A 16,233-nucleotide genomic window follows, 5' to 3' on the forward strand; every position below is an offset into this window, starting at 1 on the left:
CGCAGCGGCACAGTTTAGCCACCAGCCAGAGGTCAAGGAGAGGCGGCGCTGAGCCTCTCCTTGTCGTGCGAGTGATGAAATAACAGAGAAACAATGTGGCTTATCCCGCACGAAACCTCTCGCTCTCCTGCCAATGAAAATAGTACGGCTGTTTACCAACAGCTGCGTGTCAGCAAATTCTCGGCATGGGCTCGCTGTGGGGTAAATCCAGCAGCCGAGAGGCGCCGAACACGCCGCACAGGCGCACCTGTTTTTTATCGGTGACGCTGCCGATGACCGCGGCATCTCGCCCCAGCGGATGCGACCGCAAGGCGTCCAGCACCCGGTTTTCCGCCTCCGGCGACACCGCCAGCACCAGTTTGCCTTCGTTGGCGAAATTCAGCGCCTCCAGCCCCAGCAGTTCGCAGATGCCGCGCACCGCCGGTTTGACCGGCAAGGCGCTCTCCTGCACTTCCATACCACAGCCGCTGGCCTGCGCGAATTCATGCAGGATCGCCGTCACCCCGCCGCGGGTGGCGTCACGCAGGGCGCGAACGCCGTCAATCTGACGCAGCGGCGCAATCAGCGGCGTCAGTACTGCGCAATCGCTGGTCAGCTCCGCTTCCAGCCCCAGCTTCTCACGCAGATTCAGGATAGTGGCGCCATGATCCCCCAGCGTGCCGCTGACGATAAGACGGTCGCCGGGACGGATTTCGCCAGTACCCCAACGCAGGTGGTGAGGAATCACGCCGATACCGGCGGTATTGATGAAAATTTTGTCCGCCGCGCCGCGCGGCACCACTTTAGTATCGCCGGTAACGATCTGGATCCCGGCGTCGCGGGCGGTCTGCGCCATTGAGGTGACAAGACGCAGCAACGTCTCACCCGCCAGCCCTTCTTCCAGAATAAAGCCGCAGGAGAGATAACGCGGCAGCGCGCCGCTCACCGCCAGATCGTTAACCGTGCCGCACACCGCCAGTTTGCCGATGTCGCCGCCGGGAAACTCGATCGGATCGATGACGTAGCTGTCGGTGGTGAACGCCAGCCGGTCGCCCTGCTCGCTTAATGCGGCCAGCGGCAAACGCGCCTGATCCTCGCGCTCCGCCAGCAACGGATTATCAAACGCCTGCAGAAACAATCCTTCGATCAGTTGCTGCATCGCCTGCCCGCCGCTGCCGTGCGCCAGGGTAATCTCTTTGGGTAATAACGTGTTCTTCATCAGGCGCACTCCCGGCGATACTGATAATAAGCGGCGCAAGCGCCTTCCGAGGACACCATTAGCGCGCCGATGGCGTTTTGCGGCGTGCAGCGCTGGCCGAACAGCGGGCAGTCGCCCGGTTTGCAACGCCCGGTGAGCACCTCGCCGCAGCGCGACAGCGGCTCGTCCGCCACCTGCTGTTGCTGCGGATTGAAGCGGCGCTCGGCGTCGAATTCGGCGTATTCCGCCCGCAGTTGCATGCCGGAATCGGCGATTTCCCCCAACCCGCGCCACTCGCTGCTGGCTTTGGTTTCGAACACCTCCGCCATCGCCTGCTGCGCCAGCGTGTTGCCGCTGTCCGGCACGATGCGGCGGTACTGGTTTTCCACCTCGCAGCGCTCGTCGTGCAGTTGCTGCACCAGCATCAGCAGCGCCTGCAGAATATCCAGCGGCTCGAAACCGGTGACCACAAACGGCTTGTGAAACTGCTCGCACAACGGCTGATAGGGATAAGCGCCAATCACCATGCTGACGTGCCCCGGCGCCAGAAAGCCGTCGATACGTAGATCCGGTTGTTCCAGCAGGCTTTTCAACGTCGGGATAATGGTGATGTGCTGGCAGAACAGCGAAAAATTACGGATACCGCGGCGTTTGGCCTGTTGCAGCGTCAGCGCGGTGCTCGGCATGGTGGTTTCGAACCCCAGCCCGAAAAACACCACCTGCCGATCAGGAAACTGTTCCGCCAGCGCCAGCGCGTCCAGCGGCGAGTAGACTACCCGCACATCAGCGCCGTGGCGGCGAGCATCCTGCAACGACCCGTTGCGGCCCGGCACCCGCATGGCGTCGCCGAAGGTGCAGAAAATCACCTCCGGACGGGCGGCGATCTCCAGACAAGCGTCAATCCGCCCCATCGGCAACACGCACACCGGGCAGCCCGGCCCGTGTACAAACTCGATTTCCGGCGGCAATAATCGGTCGATGCCAAACTTGAAAATAGCGTGGGTATGTCCGCCGCACACTTCCATCAACTGCAACGGGCGCGTTTTCAGTTGCGGCATCGCGTCGACCAGCGCCTGAATGCGCTGCAACAACGCTTTCGCCAGCTCAGGATCGCGAAATTCATCAACGTACTGCATAAATGGCTCCGGTTTGCCGTACTTCATCCAGTTCCAGCCCGACCGCCTGCATGGATTGCAACGCCGCCAGCGTCTCCTGCGCCTCCTGCTCGTCCAGCAGGCTCATGGCGAAGCCGACGTGCACCAGCACCCACTGCCCCACCAGCGCCGCCGGGTCACCCTCGCATACCAGCGCGATGTTCACCTCGCGCTGTACGCCGCAGACATCCACCCGCGCCGGGTAATGCAGATCCGGCCCAACCGCGACCACTTTTCCGGGAACGCCCAGGCACATGATTAGGCTCCTGATAACAGCGACGGTTGTGAGGGCGTTTTCGCCAACTCGGTTCCCAGCAACTGTGCTTCCAGCCAGGCCAGCCATGCCTCCATCCCCTCGCCGGTGCGGGCGGACAGCGCAATCACCTCGATATGCGGATTGACGCGGCGCGCATTGGCGACACAGGCTTCCAGATCAAAATCCAGATACGGCAGCAGGTCGATCTTGTTGATGACCATCAACGAAGCGGCGGCAAACATATGCGGGTATTTGAGCGGCTTGTCTTCCCCTTCGGTCACCGACAGCACCGCTATCTTGTGACGTTCGCCCAGATCGAAACCGGCCGGACACACCAGATTGCCGACGTTCTCGATAAACAGCAGGCTGTGCGCCGGCAGTTGCAGCCGATGCATGGCGTCATGCACCATTTGCGCATCCAGATGGCATCCTTTGCCGGTGTTGACCTGAATCGCCGGGACGCCGGTAGCACGGATACGCTCGGCGTCGTTGGTGGTCTGCTGGTCGCCTTCAATCACCGCGCACGGCACCTGTTCACGCAGCAAATGCAGCGTGCTGGTCAACAAGGTGGTTTTACCGGAGCCGGGGCTGGACACCAGATTCAACGCCAGAATCCGATCGGCGTCGAAATGCTCGCGGTTGTGCGCCGCCAGTTGATTGTTTTTGCTCAGCACATCCATCTCGATCTGCAACAGGCGCTGCTGACCAATGCCCGGCGCATGGGTGCCGGCCGCCCCTTGCCCATAGTGCAGATGCTGCTCTTGTTCCACCGGTTGAAAGCGCGCTTCCGGCTGGGCGTGTTCATGATGAGCATGCGAGTGCTCATCATGAGAGTGTGAGTGATCATGCGCACGACGCAACGCCAGCGGGCGTGACGCGCCGTGATAATGGTGATGCACATCGCCGTGGTGATAGTAGTAGTGGTGATGATGAATGATCACGCCAGGCGCGACCGACGCATCGTCATGGTGATGGTCATGTTCATGGTGATGCCCATCGTGATGGTGTTCATGGGGATGCGAGTGGACATGGTCATGACTGTGGCTATGTTCGTGGTGGTGATCGTGCGTATGGGGATGGTCGTGTGAATGGGTCGGCTCATCGCCTTCGATTCGACGCTCTCCCTCGCCACAACCGCATGTGGTACACATTGATACGACTCCTCCGGTCAACCAGACCGTTTTTTACTGATTGCACGCCGGCATGGCGACGGCGTGTTATTCAATCGCCAGTTGCTTCAGTTGCAGGCTGTCGCCGCTCTCGACCCGCAGGCTATGACTGCCGCAATGCGGGCAGCCGCTGTCGTGGTCGGCTACCTCTACCGCCTGGCTACACTGCCAGCACCAGGCCTGCGCCGGGCGCACTGCCAGATGCAACTGGCAGCCTTCCGCCAGCGTTTGACGACAAACCGATTCAAAACAGAACCGCAACGCGCTCTCTTCGATGCAGGACAGCGCGCCGATCTCCAGCCAGACGCCGGTCACCCGCCGGGCGCCATGCTGACGCGCCTGCTGCTCAATCAACTCCAGCGCGTTGTAGCACATGGAAATTTCATGCATGCCGCTAACTCCGGTAACGACTGAACAGCGCACGACGGCTGAGGTTTGCGGGAGCGTCGGCGTCACGCACCGGCAACGACAGCGCCATACACGCGCTTTGCTGCGCCAGTTGCAGCGCCTGCCCGGCGCCAAGCGCCGAGTCCAGCGGCGACATCAGCGAGCAGGACAGGTACTGCTGTCCGTCGTCACTCTCGCTCACGACAAATTTCACGCTGCCGCAGGGCAGCTCCAGCGCCAGCCGGGTGGAAACCTCACGCCGGGGCCACTGCTGCCCCGGTCCCGGCAACACCAGCAGGCTGATCATCCACGGCGTCAACAGGCAACCGAACCACTGCTGTTCAAACAGGGTAAACCCACAGGCCCGCACCGGAATGCCATCGCGATAAAACGGCAACAGCCGCATCCGCTCTTGCGCGATACGGCCGAACTCGGCCTCCAGCCAGGCCACTGGACTCTGATCATGCCCCGCAATCCAGTCCAATTCTTTGCGCTCACCGGGTATTGCGGGCGGATTATTACTGCCGCCGAGTGGCGACGCGGAAAAAATGTCAGTCACCACACACCTCCTGCGCGCTCTTCTCGGTTACCGCAACGCCGCTCTGGCGCAGCGCGGCGATGATATGCCGCAACGCCGGTTCCAGCGCGCGGGTAACGGTATCGGACAGGCCGATGCCGGAATCGAGCGCTTCCGGCTCCACCCCCACCAGCGTTAGCTGGCGGGGAAATTCGCCGGTCAGTTGCAGCGCCATCAGCACATCGGCCAGCCCCAACTGGTGCGGGGAGATCTTGCGGGTAAACAGCGCCGGCACCTCGCGGTCGCGCAGCACCGTCACGCTGCCCGGCGCCTGACCGGTGAGCACGGCGTCGGCCACGATCAGGTGATCGCGCCCGGCCATGCATTCCATCAGCTCCATACCACAGGTGCCGCCGTCCACCACCTCAATGGCGGGCGTGCAGTCGAACCGCTGCTCCAGCCGTTCCACCAGCCGCACCCCAACCCCTTCGTCACTCAGCAGGATATTGCCGATCCCCAGCACCAGTATGTTCATCACAGCACCTTCACCCGGGTTACTTCATTGCCGTTGACGGTATCCACTACATGCACCGCGCAGGACATGCACGGGTCGAAGGAGTGGATGGTACGCACCACTTCCAGCGGCTTGTGCGGGTCGGCCACCGGCGTGCCCACCAGCGACTGCTCGTACGGGCCGGGCTTGTCGTCGCCGTTGCGCGGGCAGGAGGTCCAGGTGGACGGCACTACCGCCTGATAATTGGTGATCTTGCCGTTTTTGAACACGATCCAATGCGACAGCATGCCGCGCGGCATCTCCCCGAAGCCCACGCCGTGAAATTCGGTGTCCGGCGACAGATCCGGTTTGATGAAGGTCTGGTGATCGCCTTTGCCGATGTTGTCGACCAGCGCCTGCCACTGCTGCGCCAACGTATCTTTCAGCACGCAGCAGTGCACGGTACGGCCAATCACCCGGCCCAGCGTGGAGTGCAGGTGTTTCTCTTCCAGTTGATGGCCGCTGAGCGCTTTATAAGCGGCTTTTACCTGATCGAAATGCACCAGCGTGTCTTTATGCTTCGCGGCCAGACCGCACAGCAGCCAGGCCAGCGGCCCTACTTCTACGGTTTTGCCGTAGAAAGTCGGCGATTTCACCCACGAGTACTTGCCGTCTTCATGCCAGCCGGTGTAGTTAGGACGGGTCAACCCTTCCCACGGCGCCAGCGGCTGATCGTCCTGATACCAGGCGTGCTTGCCGCTCTCGCGGATGCCGTCGATCAGGAACTTGTCACTGTGGCTGGTGATCGGTCGGTAGCGCGACAGGTCGCTGTTTTCGATATACCCGCCCGCCAGCAGGAAACTGCCGTTTTTGTTGTCGGTCGGCAGTTCCGGCACGCTCAGGTAGTGATCGGCGCCGCGTCCCAGCGTCAGCCACTGCGGGTAGTGAGCGGCAATCACCGCGCAGTCCACCTTGTAGACCTGCTCGATAAAATCGCCCAGCCGATCGATAAAGCTTTTCACGTACATCAACCGTTCCAGGTTGAGCACGCTCGGCGCGTCCAGATTGATCGGGTTCGCCACGCCGCCGACCGCCAGATTCTGGATGTGCGGCGATTTGCCGCCCAGAATCGCCACGATACGGTTGGCGTCGCGCTGACATTCCAGCGCCTGCAGATAGTGGGCGACGGCGATCAGGTTCACCTCCGGCGGCAGCGACATCGCCGGGTGGCCCCAGTAGCCGTTGGCGAAAATTCCCAGTTGACCGCTGGCTACCAGATCTTTGAGTTTCTGCTGCACTTTGGTGAACTCGGCGGCGGTATTCAGCGGCCAGTCGGACAGCCCTTTGAGCAGCGCCGCCGCTTTCTGCGGATCGGCTTTCAGCGCCGAGGTCACATCCACCCAGTCGAGCGCCGACAGTTGATAGAAATGCACGATATGGTCGTGGATGCTGTGCGCCGCCAGAATCAGGTTGCGGATATACTGGGCGTTGACCGGCACGTTCAGACCGAGCGCGTTCTCCACCGCGCGCACCGAGGCGATAGCGTGCACCGTGGTGCACACGCCGCAGATACGCTGCACGATCATCCAGGCATCGCGCGGGTCGCGCCCTTTGACGATCTCTTCCATACCGCGCCACATGGTGCCGGATGACCAGGCTTTGGTGACCTTGCCGTTTTCAATTTCGCAATCAATGCGCAGATGCCCTTCGATACGGGTAATGGGATCAATGGTGATGCGTTGGCTCATGCTTTACCTCAGCCTGATGATGCGTATGTTCGCCTTTCAGCGCGGGCAGTACCGGCAGCAGGCGGATTAACAAGATGTAGGCGCAGACCTCAATGGCGACGAAGCCAATGGAAATCAGGATCTCCTGCGCTTTGGGGAAGTAGTGGTAGCCGTTGCCCGGATTGAACGCCAGCAGCGAGTAACTCAGTCGCCACAGGGCGGCGCCGAACAGCATGCTGAGCGCGCTGACGAACAGCCAGCGGGCGTCCTGACGGCAACGTTTCAGCCGCAGAAGAACCAGCGGCAGCAGCATCAGACCGGCTTCGCACCAGAACATGACCGAAAACCGGTCGCCGGCGAACAGCAGCGCGGTTTTCTGGTGCCAGACGATCTCGCCGAAGCGCAGCACCACAAACAGCAGCACCAGCACGTGGGCCAGCCCAGTCAGCTTGCGAAACAACGCCTGTTCGTCCGGCCCGCGTCCTTTCAGCCCGGCCTGCACCAGCGAGCCTTCGAAAATCACAATCGAGAAGCCCATGATGAACGCAGTCAGCAGCGACAACAGCGGCAGCAGTTCATAGCTCTGCCACAGTGGATGCACCTTATAGCCGGCGGCGATCATCAACGACCCCATCGACGACTGGTGCATGGTAGGCAGCAGCGCTCCCAGCGCAATGATGAAAAACATCACCTTGTTGAGCCGTTTCAACGACACTTTCCAGCCGAAGCGTTCCAGCACCACCGGCGCGAACTCCAGCGCCATCACCCCGATGTAGATGGTCATGCACACCGCGGTTTCGAACAGCACCGAGTTGGTATTGAAGTAGCCGGGAATGTAGAAGTACGGCAGGTTCCAGTAACGCCCAACGTCGATGGTGATCGACAACCCGCCCAGCGAATAGCCGAACAGGCTGGCGAGCAGCGCCGGGCGCACCAGCGGGTGGTATTCGCCGCGATTGAACACGTACACCGCCCAGGCCAGCGCCCAGCCGCCGCAGGCTAAACCGGTGCCGACCAGCAGGTCGAAGGCGATCCAGATCCCCCACGGGTAGCCGCCGTTCAGATCCGCCACCGAGCCGATCCCCAGAAACAGACGTTTCACGATCAGGATCGCGCAAATCGCCACCAGCGGAGCCAGCAGCATTACGGGCCAGCTCACCAGCCGCCCGCCCAACGGACTTGCTTTATGCGCCGTCATGAGGTTTCTCCTGTGAGTCGTGCGTCTCTTCCCGCTCGGCGCGGGTATTGCGATGCACCAGCACCGACAACCCGGCCAGCACCGCCAGCGGCAGCACCATCCCCTTGTACAAGGTATGCTGGATGTGCTCCGAACGCGCGCCGGTAGACAGCGAATCCAGCGTCGGCATCTCCAGGTTCTGGTACGGCACCCCGGCCAGCACCAGCACCTGCGTGCCGCCCGCTTCGTTCTCGCCATACACATAACGCTCGTAAGTCGGCACGGTGTGCAGGTAGGCGTCTTTACTACTCAGCGTCTGGCGCGGATAGGCGTACTCGTCGCCCGGCTTGAGCGCCAGCCGACGTTTCGCCTCATCCAGCAACTGCTCGCGGGTGCCGTAAATCACCGCGCCGGTCGGACAAACCTCTACGCACCCCGGCATGCCGCCCTTATCAAGCCGCGCCAGTTCCGGCTGGTTGCACAGCTCGCATTTATGCAGCTTGCCGAGCGGGTTTTCATAGTCGTACTTCGGCACATTGAACGGGCAGGCCACCATGCAGTAACGGCAGCCGGTACAGACGCTGGCGTCGTAATGCACCACGCCGGTTTTCGGGTCTTTCTTCAGCGCCGAAACCGGGCACACCGACACGCAGTTGGGGTCGACGCAGTGCATGCACTGCTTCTTGATGTAGGCGTAGCCGTCTTGTACCTGATCCTTGTTTTTGCCGTCGCCGCTGCGCCATACCTGAATGATGTTGTTGGTATAGGGACTGAGCTTGTCGTTGTTGGACCAGGTCGCCGCGCCGCCGCTGTAGACCGAGCTATCCGGCTTATAGTCCAGCTTATTGACCTGCTGGCATTTGCTCACGCACGCCTGACAGCCCACACACAGCGTGGAGTCGTACAGCATGCCGAGCGAACCGGGAATTGGCGGCCGGTTGGTGGCCGCCGCTTCAGTCGCCAGCGGCGTGCCCGCCAGCAACGCCCCGGCGGAAGCCAGCTTGAAAAAATTGCGTCTGTTCACGGCTTAACCCTCCCGGGATGCGTTGCCGGCGTCCTGCTGTTTTTGCTGACGGCCCAGTTCACGCACCGCCATCAGGCTGACGCCCGCCACCGCCCCCAGCACGCCGCCGATAAGCCCCGTGGCCGTAGCGGAACTGTTGCCGCCTTCCGGGCTGGTGACCGCCGGTTTCTCAACGCGCGGCGTCGGGTTTTCCACGTTGGCCAACTGGAAAATGCCCTTGGTGAACCCGATGCCTTGCTCGTTGCAGCCATAACACGGGTGACCAATCCCCACCGGCCAGATGCCGCCGCCCACGTCGCAAAACTCCAGCGTCGGGCAGTTGCCGTAGGTTTCCGGCCCCTTGCAACCCAGATGGTAGAGGCACCACCCCTGCCGATGTCCTTCATCGCCAAACTCTTTGGCGAAGCGGCCGGCGTCGAAATGCGGGCGACGCTCGCAGTTTTCGTGGATCAGTCGGGCATAGGCGAAGGTGGGACGGTTCTGGCTGTCGAGCGCCGGCGCGCGCTGATAAGTGATGATGTGCGCCACGGTCGCCAGGAAGTTGTGCGGGTTAGGCGGACAACCGGGAATATTGATAACGGTTTTGCCCGGCAGCACGTCCTGCAAGCTGGCGGCGCCGGTCGGGTTGGAACCGCTGGCCGGCACCCCGCCCCAGGCGGAACAGGAACCGATGGCGACGATCGCTGCGGCATGCTCGGCGGCGGCGCGGATATGCTCGACGATCGGCTTGCCGGCCACCATGCAGTAGATGCCGCCATCCTTCAGCGGGATGGAGCCATCCACCACCAGTACGTATTTGCCTTTGTACTGCTCGATGGCGCGGTGTTTGTTTTCTTCCGCCTGCTCGCCGAATGCGGCGGAGAGGACTTCGTGGTATTCCAGCGAGATGGTATTCAGCAGCAGGTTTTCAATGGTCGGGTGGGTGGCGCGCAGCAGGGATTCCGTACACCCGGTACATTCCTGCGCGCCAATCCAGATCACCGGCGGACGCTGGGGAGACGTCAGTGACTGGGCCATATCTGCGGCGGCGGCCTCTTTCAACCCCATGGTGGCGGCAAGTGCTGCACATAGCTTCATAAAATCACGGCGATTGATGCCGTGATGGGAAAGCATCATATTTTCCCCATTCATTCTTTATTATTCTCCTGTAGCCAGGTCGAAGTAACACATTTACGTGTCGGCATAGAATAATGAGGAGAATAACGTCACCGATTTGATCTCTATCAATCGGCCGGGGAATAACCATTTTATTTGTACGTCTTCTGTGAGGCTCTCCGCGACATTTCTTTTTTAAAAGCACGGCATGTCAGATTAAATGAGAAAATATCTCAATGCGTAACAAACGGATAATTTTTTTGTGATCCACAATAGCTTAATCGATTTAACAGCGACTTATATCAGTTATAATAAAATTATTATCATATTGATTTTAAATGATTTTACCTCAAATTAACTTAAAGATGATTTTATTTTCCCGCCATCCGTTTACATTCATCATCTGCTCATCAGTCAATTCAATTATTTTAGATACTTTACTTTTAAAAGTATGATTGCAGGATAATGTCTCTGCCTAAACGAAAGATAAAAGCGCAGGCTGCGGTTGTTTTTTACCCAGCATTATTTCTCCCTCGCCGCGCCCGATTTCAGTTCGCCGTCTTTTTAACATTTCGGGCAATAAAAAAAGCAGCCGACGAGCGGCTGCTTTTTTCCGAAAGGCAAAACGTTATTGGATTCCGCGGCTGCGCAGATAATCTTCGTAGTTGCCGCTGAAATCGATCACTTTACCCGGGGTGATTTCCACAATGCGGGTCGCCAGCGAGCTGACGAATTCACGGTCGTGAGACACAAACAGCAGCGTGCCCTGATACATCTCCAGCGACATGTTCAGCGACTCGATGGATTCCATATCCAGGTGGTTGGTCGGTTCGTCCATCACCAGAACGTTCGGTTTTTCCATCATCAGCTTACCGAACAGCATCCGCCCTTTTTCGCCCCCGGACAGCACCTTGACCTTTTTACGGATGTCGTCCTGAGAAAACAGCAGACGCCCCAGCACGCTACGCACCGCCTGCTCGTCGTCATTCTCCTGCTTCCACTGGCTCATCCAGTCAAACACGGTGAGATCGCCATCAAACTCGTACTCGTGATCCTGCGCGTAGTAACCGATACGGACGTTTTCCGACCATTTGGCCATGCCGGATTCCGGCGTCAGTTCACCAACCAGCGTTTTCAGCAGGGTGGATTTGCCGATCCCGTTAGTACCGAGAATCGCCACCTTCTCCCCCACTTCCACCAGCATTTTCAACTGGCTGAACAGCGGACCGTTATCAAAGCCTTTGGTCAGCCCGTCGATTTCCAGCGCGTTACGGAACAGTTTCTTGTCCTGTTCGAAACGGATGAACGGGTTCTGACGGCTGGACGCTTTCACTTCCTCCAGCTGGATTTTATCTATCTGACGGGCGCGGGAAGTCGCCTGACGCGATTTGGACGCGTTGGCGCTAAAGCGGCTGACAAACGACTGCAGTTCGGCAATCTGCGCCTTCTTCTTGGCGTTGTCCGCCAGCAGACGCTCGCGCGCTTGCGTCGCCGCCGTCATGTACTCGTCGTAGTTGCCGGGATAGATACGCAATTCGCCGTAATCCAGGTCCGCCATATGAGTGCAGACCATGTTCAGGAAGTGACGGTCATGGGAAATGATGATCATGGTGCTGTTGCGCTCGTTCAGCACCTGCTCCAGCCAGCGGATGGTATCGATGTCCAGGTTGTTGGTCGGTTCATCCAGCAGCAGAATATCCGGATTGGAAAACAGCGCCTGCGCCAACAAGACACGCAGCTTCCAGCCTGGCGCCACTTCGCTCATCGGCCCGTAATGTTGCTCCAGCGGGATCCCCACGCCCAGCAGCAGTTCGCCGGCGCGCGATTCAGCGCTGTAACCATCCATTTCGCCGTATTTGACTTCCAGATCCGCGACCCGATAGCCATCTTCCTCGCTCATTTCACTCAGCGCATAAATACGGTCGCGTTCTTCTTTGACTTCCCACAGTTCGGCGTGCCCCATGATCACCGTATCCAGCACGCTGTATTGCTCAAACGCGAACTGATCCTGACGCAGTTTGCCGATACGCTCATTCGGGTCGATGGCGACATTGCCTGCGCTCGGCGCCAGATCGCCGCCGAGGATCTTCATGAATGTGGATTTGCCGCAGCCGTTAGCGCCGATCAATCCATAGCGGTTACCGCCGCCAAATTTGACAGAAATGTTTTCAAACAACGGCTTACTGCCGAATTGCATCGTAATATTATTGGTTACCAGCACAGCACTTACTCGATTCGGAATGTGATTTGGCGCGCATTATGCCACAAGCGAAACACAGAATCCCGGCGATTATTGAACGTTTTTTAATCAGGCGCGGATTTGATGCCCGCCGCAGCGACATCAGCGTGCGATCACGCCTGACGACAGACACGACAACATCTTGTTAACCGTACATAATGAGCTCTGCTCCCGATCGCAGAAGGAAAGATCAGATGCCGTCATCACGCCGTTTTAAACAGGTCGATGTGTTCAGCCATCATCCCGCCAAAGGCAATCCGCTGGCCGTCATTCTCGACGCCGACGGCCTCAGCGATGAACAGATGCAGGCCATCGCCCGCTGGACTAATTTGTCGGAAACCACCTTTGTGCTGCCGCCGGACGATCCGCTGGCTGATTATCGGGTGCGTATTTTCACCCCGTCGGCAGAATTGCCGTTCGCCGGGCATCCGACGCTGGGAACCGCGCACGCGTTACTAGAATCCGGCCTGACGCCGCATGTGCCGCATCAGGTGATCCAGCAATGCGGCGTCGGGCTGGTGCCGGTGGCTATCGGCGATAACGGCCAGCTCGCCTTTCGCGCGCCGGACGTCACGATGACTGAGCTCGATCCTCAGTATGACGCGTTGCTCGACAGCGCCATCGGAAGCCATCTGCGTCATCCGAATCATCGTCCCGTCAACGTGCAGATGGGTATCCGCTGGCTGACGGTGCGGATGGAAAGCGCGCGCGCCTGTCTGGAGGCGCGCCCGGACGCCGCGCATCTACAACGATTGCAGCAACTCGGACAGACCGACGGCGTAGCGATTTACGGCCCGCATGACCACGCCGGTCCCGCCGATTACGAAGTACGGGCCTTCTTTGTCATGAATGATGCGCTGGTGGAAGATCCGGTAACCGGCAGCGCCAACGCCTGTATTGCCAGAGTGATTCAGCACAGCCCGTTGCCGGAGCAGGCGGACCACACGCTCGGTTATCGGGTACGTCAGGGCACCATGCTGTACCGGGACGGCCGGGTCAATGTTTCCTACATTGACGGCCAGCCGTGGATTGGCGGCCTCAGCAACACCTTGATTAACGGGCATATTACTCTCTAGCACGCGGCTCCGCCCGCTGACAGGCCGCCAGAACGGCGGCCTGTTATTCCTCCGACAATGCCATCGCCTTCAAAATAATGTGACTTTCATCACGAAAAAGTTGAAATAGCGTTCCTTATCTATTATTATCAAAACCGTGATGAACATCACACAAAACCTCAACGACGATAATGGAGACACCACATGAACGCATTCATCAGCTTCTTCAAAAAACTGGGCGACATCTACGTAAGTTACTGCGAACGTATCGGTTCCATCATCAGCCCGTTTTAACATGAGCGCCGTAAACTAAAAGCCGCCCCAATCATCCAGACGAGGCGGCTTTAGTTTTTTCACTCCCTTCCGGCAAATATCCCGCAGTCTTCTTCATTCCTGTATCTGATTTCTTCCTGGTCACTTCGTTGATGACGTTTGGCCCTTTTGCGTTTGCGGCAGCACAATCTCGACATTTTCCATCATCCCCTGATCCTCATGGTCCAGAATGTGGCAATGCAGTACGAATTCGCCGATATAGCGCTGATAGCGAGTTCTCAGCAGTACGCGATAATAGTTTTGCGGCGTACCCGTCAACTGGCCGGGCAACAGGTTGGTTTTGACGAAAATCGTGTCTTTCCACTGCCCTTTCAAGCCGGCGAACTGGCTGTCGCCATCGGCTTCCGTGACACCGGGCAAACTGACGTCACGCCCCTGCGGGTCATAAATCGCGATAATCTGGAACGGATTCACGTGGATATGAAACGGATGGCTGACGCTGTACGAACGTAGCTCCCACTCCTGCGACGCCCATAGCGGCAAAGTCAGGTCAATTCGCTTCGGGTCATAAGCCTGTATGTGTTTCGGCAACCACACACCGTTAACTTTCTCAACGCCAAAATCGTGACCAATAGCGAAGACATTGTTTGTATTCGGCTGCGTGCCGCCGGCAAAGAAGACGATTTTCTGTTTTGGCTGACCGGCAATCTCTTCATCACTCACATCCCTTGTATGCGGCGCGAACCGGGTGAGATAGATCTGGTTATCGTCACGATTCAGGTCGCGAATAACCGCCTGACGCACCTCTTCCGGCATCAGCTTCTGCGCCGAATAGGTCAGTTTCTGCCGTAAGGTAGGCACAACGTCCTGCACGGCAATGCTGTCCGTGCCGGATACGGAAACAAACCCCAGCAAACTGTTGCCCTGAGCCTTACCGGTAATGCTGCCCGTCATGGACTGCTGCGGCTGAATCATGCAATACCCACCCGCCTGCGGAAACATCGCCAGCAGGTCGTAACGGTACCCCGGTTGCAACGTTACCTTATCCGCCGTCAGCGAGTGGGACATGGTTAGGCCATCGGCGGCGACCACCTGGAACGGCACTTTTTCGCCGGAGCAGAGTTCATTAATCAGCGCCCCCACGTCCTGGCGGCGTAAATTGCCCAAATAAGCCTTGCGATGCAATTCGTTAAGACTCTGGCCCGGCTTTATCTTGCGGAATTCCAGATTGATGGTTTCCCGCACGCCAGCGTGAATCAGCCGCCAGCGCTCTACCTGCCCGGCCGTGGCTTTAAAGGTCGGCAACACCACGCCGTTGATGCTGGTCCAGCGGCCGGACGCCTGCCAGGTACCGGGGCCGAACTGATCGTAATCTTCAATTACGCCGGTCTCATTCGGGCGGCAATTCCAGTTGATATTGCCCTGCTTATCCCGCTTCAGCTTGCCGTCCTGCCCCAGACAGGCGTACTGAATCTGTTGAAACAATACCGTGTGCTCGGGAAATGGCTGCTGACTGTCGGGATCGATCAGGAGCGTATCCAGATCGCCGTTCGAGGCTTCGGTAGGTTTGCGGTTGCCATGTACGATAAGTGCTCCCGCCATGCCGCTGGAAACCTGCAACGCGGTGGAACCATGTCGGTGTGAGTGATACCAGAGAGTGCCGGCCGGAATATCCTGCGAGAAGTTGTACTGATATTCGAAACTGTTGCCCGGATTCACCGACAACAGCACATTGTCGCTATTGCCTGCCGGGCTGATCCAGGCGCCGTGGGCATGCAGGTTGGTGCCATTAAAGCAGTGAGGCGGATCGAACAGTTTCGACGACGGCTGTGAATCCTTCGACGCCGTTTGCGCCATGCTGGCATGAGAATGGGCTATCGCGCCACCATTCATCTGATGCGGCTGGCAGCTGCTATCTACCGGCAAATTATTCTTGAGCAGAATACGCACCGTATCGCCAGGCATGACATCAATCTGCGGCGCCACAAACGGCGCCACAATAACCGGCTGTCTGTCCGTACTGCCGGTGTAGCCCCGTAAATGCACCTTTTGGAAACGGTTTTGCGACGGATCATAAATTTTTCCGTCTACATACCCGACATCCAGTTCATAATATTTTTCTCTGTTTCCCTCCTGTACCCCGCTAAAATGGTTCTGCAATAGCGACCTGACCAGTCGCTGCAAATGCGGCGGGTTTTCAAATAGAAAATCAGCCTCTTTATTTTCATCCTGCGTACTTTCATTTACTGCCGGCGGACCATCGGCATGGCTATCAAATACCACTAATGTCATCAGGAAAATAAAAACATCCCGGAATGTCATTCTGTATCCAACCTTGTCACATGTTGCCATCTCATCATCCCCTTGACCTGATAAAACTCATTATTTATTGAATTTAATGGATAAAATAACCAACCTTCTTTATTAGTCCGACGTGTTGCACAAGGACTGTAAATAAAAAAAGATCTTGTCATTATTTCCAGACCGAAA

Annotated in this window: 14 protein-coding genes; 1 reads left to right on the forward strand and 13 read right to left on the reverse strand. The window is 58.4% G+C overall.

Annotated features, from left to right (window positions below):
* Positions 1 to 169 precede the first annotated feature (169 nt).
* The 12 genes from hypE to CPA59_RS15060 all read right to left on the reverse strand — a co-directional run bounded on the left by hypE (position 170) and on the right by CPA59_RS15060 (position 12,397).
* Positions 170 to 1,198: a hydrogenase expression/formation protein HypE gene (hypE, locus tag CPA59_RS15005; protein ID WP_038919629.1), complete on the reverse strand. Its 1,029-nt coding sequence runs from the start codon at positions 1,196 to 1,198 to the stop codon at positions 170 to 172.
* A complete protein-coding gene (hypD, locus tag CPA59_RS15010; RefSeq protein ID WP_038919630.1) occupies positions 1,198 to 2,313 on the reverse strand; it encodes a hydrogenase formation protein HypD in 1,116 nt (371 codons plus the stop codon). The genes hypE and hypD overlap by 1 nt, the downstream gene beginning before the upstream one ends.
* Positions 2,300 to 2,587, reverse strand: coding sequence for a hydrogenase maturation factor HybG (gene hybG / locus CPA59_RS15015; protein ID WP_038667529.1), 288 nt, complete (start codon positions 2,585 to 2,587; stop codon positions 2,300 to 2,302). Before hybG ends, hypD begins: the two co-directional genes overlap by 14 nt.
* A gap of 2 nt (positions 2,588 to 2,589) precedes the next feature.
* Entirely contained in the window at positions 2,590 to 3,738 is a 1,149-nt protein-coding gene (gene hypB / locus CPA59_RS15020; protein ID WP_107759910.1) for a hydrogenase nickel incorporation protein HypB, read from the reverse strand.
* A gap of 66 nt (positions 3,739 to 3,804) precedes the next feature.
* A complete protein-coding gene (gene hypA / locus CPA59_RS15025) occupies positions 3,805 to 4,146 on the reverse strand; it encodes a hydrogenase maturation nickel metallochaperone HypA (protein ID WP_038667526.1) in 342 nt (113 codons plus the stop codon).
* Between the two features lie 4 nt (positions 4,147 to 4,150).
* Complete coding sequence (gene hybE / locus CPA59_RS15030) at positions 4,151 to 4,648, reverse strand: hydrogenase-2 assembly chaperone (protein ID WP_174213775.1); 498 nt, start codon at positions 4,646 to 4,648, stop codon at positions 4,151 to 4,153.
* A 46-nt stretch (positions 4,649 to 4,694) separates the two neighbouring features.
* A complete protein-coding gene (locus tag CPA59_RS15035; RefSeq protein WP_038919633.1) occupies positions 4,695 to 5,195 on the reverse strand; it encodes a HyaD/HybD family hydrogenase maturation endopeptidase in 501 nt (166 codons plus the stop codon).
* Positions 5,195 to 6,901, reverse strand: a complete 1,707-nt coding sequence (hybC, locus tag CPA59_RS15040; protein ID WP_038667520.1) for a hydrogenase 2 large subunit — start codon at positions 6,899 to 6,901, stop codon at positions 5,195 to 5,197. Before hybC ends, CPA59_RS15035 begins: the two co-directional genes overlap by 1 nt.
* Positions 6,879 to 8,078, reverse strand: coding sequence for a Ni/Fe-hydrogenase cytochrome b subunit (hybB, locus tag CPA59_RS15045; protein ID WP_038919635.1), 1,200 nt, complete (start codon positions 8,076 to 8,078; stop codon positions 6,879 to 6,881). The genes hybC and hybB overlap by 23 nt, the downstream gene beginning before the upstream one ends.
* Complete coding sequence (gene hybA, locus CPA59_RS15050) at positions 8,065 to 9,081, reverse strand: hydrogenase 2 operon protein HybA (protein WP_100849820.1); 1,017 nt, start codon at positions 9,079 to 9,081, stop codon at positions 8,065 to 8,067. The genes hybB and hybA overlap by 14 nt, the downstream gene beginning before the upstream one ends.
* 3 nt (positions 9,082 to 9,084) lie before the next feature.
* The gene (hybO, locus tag CPA59_RS15055) at positions 9,085 to 10,212 is read right to left on the reverse strand and encodes a hydrogenase 2 small subunit (RefSeq protein ID WP_071603970.1); all 1,128 of its coding nucleotides are present in this window, start codon (positions 10,210 to 10,212) and stop codon (positions 9,085 to 9,087) included.
* Between the two features lie 592 nt (positions 10,213 to 10,804).
* Positions 10,805 to 12,397: an ABC-F family ATPase gene (locus CPA59_RS15060; protein WP_038919636.1), complete on the reverse strand. Its 1,593-nt coding sequence runs from the start codon at positions 12,395 to 12,397 to the stop codon at positions 10,805 to 10,807.
* 212 nt (positions 12,398 to 12,609) lie between these two features.
* Here CPA59_RS15060 and CPA59_RS15065 point away from each other — a divergent pair, with 212 nt between their 5' ends.
* Positions 12,610 to 13,491, forward strand: coding sequence for a PhzF family phenazine biosynthesis protein (locus CPA59_RS15065; RefSeq protein WP_107759914.1), 882 nt, complete (start codon positions 12,610 to 12,612; stop codon positions 13,489 to 13,491).
* A 393-nt stretch (positions 13,492 to 13,884) separates the two neighbouring features.
* Here CPA59_RS15065 and CPA59_RS15070 read toward each other — a convergent pair whose 3' ends face one another.
* Complete coding sequence (locus CPA59_RS15070) at positions 13,885 to 16,065, reverse strand: multicopper oxidase family protein (RefSeq protein ID WP_107759916.1); 2,181 nt, start codon at positions 16,063 to 16,065, stop codon at positions 13,885 to 13,887.
* Between the last annotated feature and the right edge of the window lie 168 nt (positions 16,066 to 16,233).

This window comes from Dickeya sp. Secpp 1600, from assembly GCF_003049805.1.
GTDB lineage: Bacteria > Pseudomonadota > Gammaproteobacteria > Enterobacterales > Enterobacteriaceae > Dickeya > Dickeya fangzhongdai.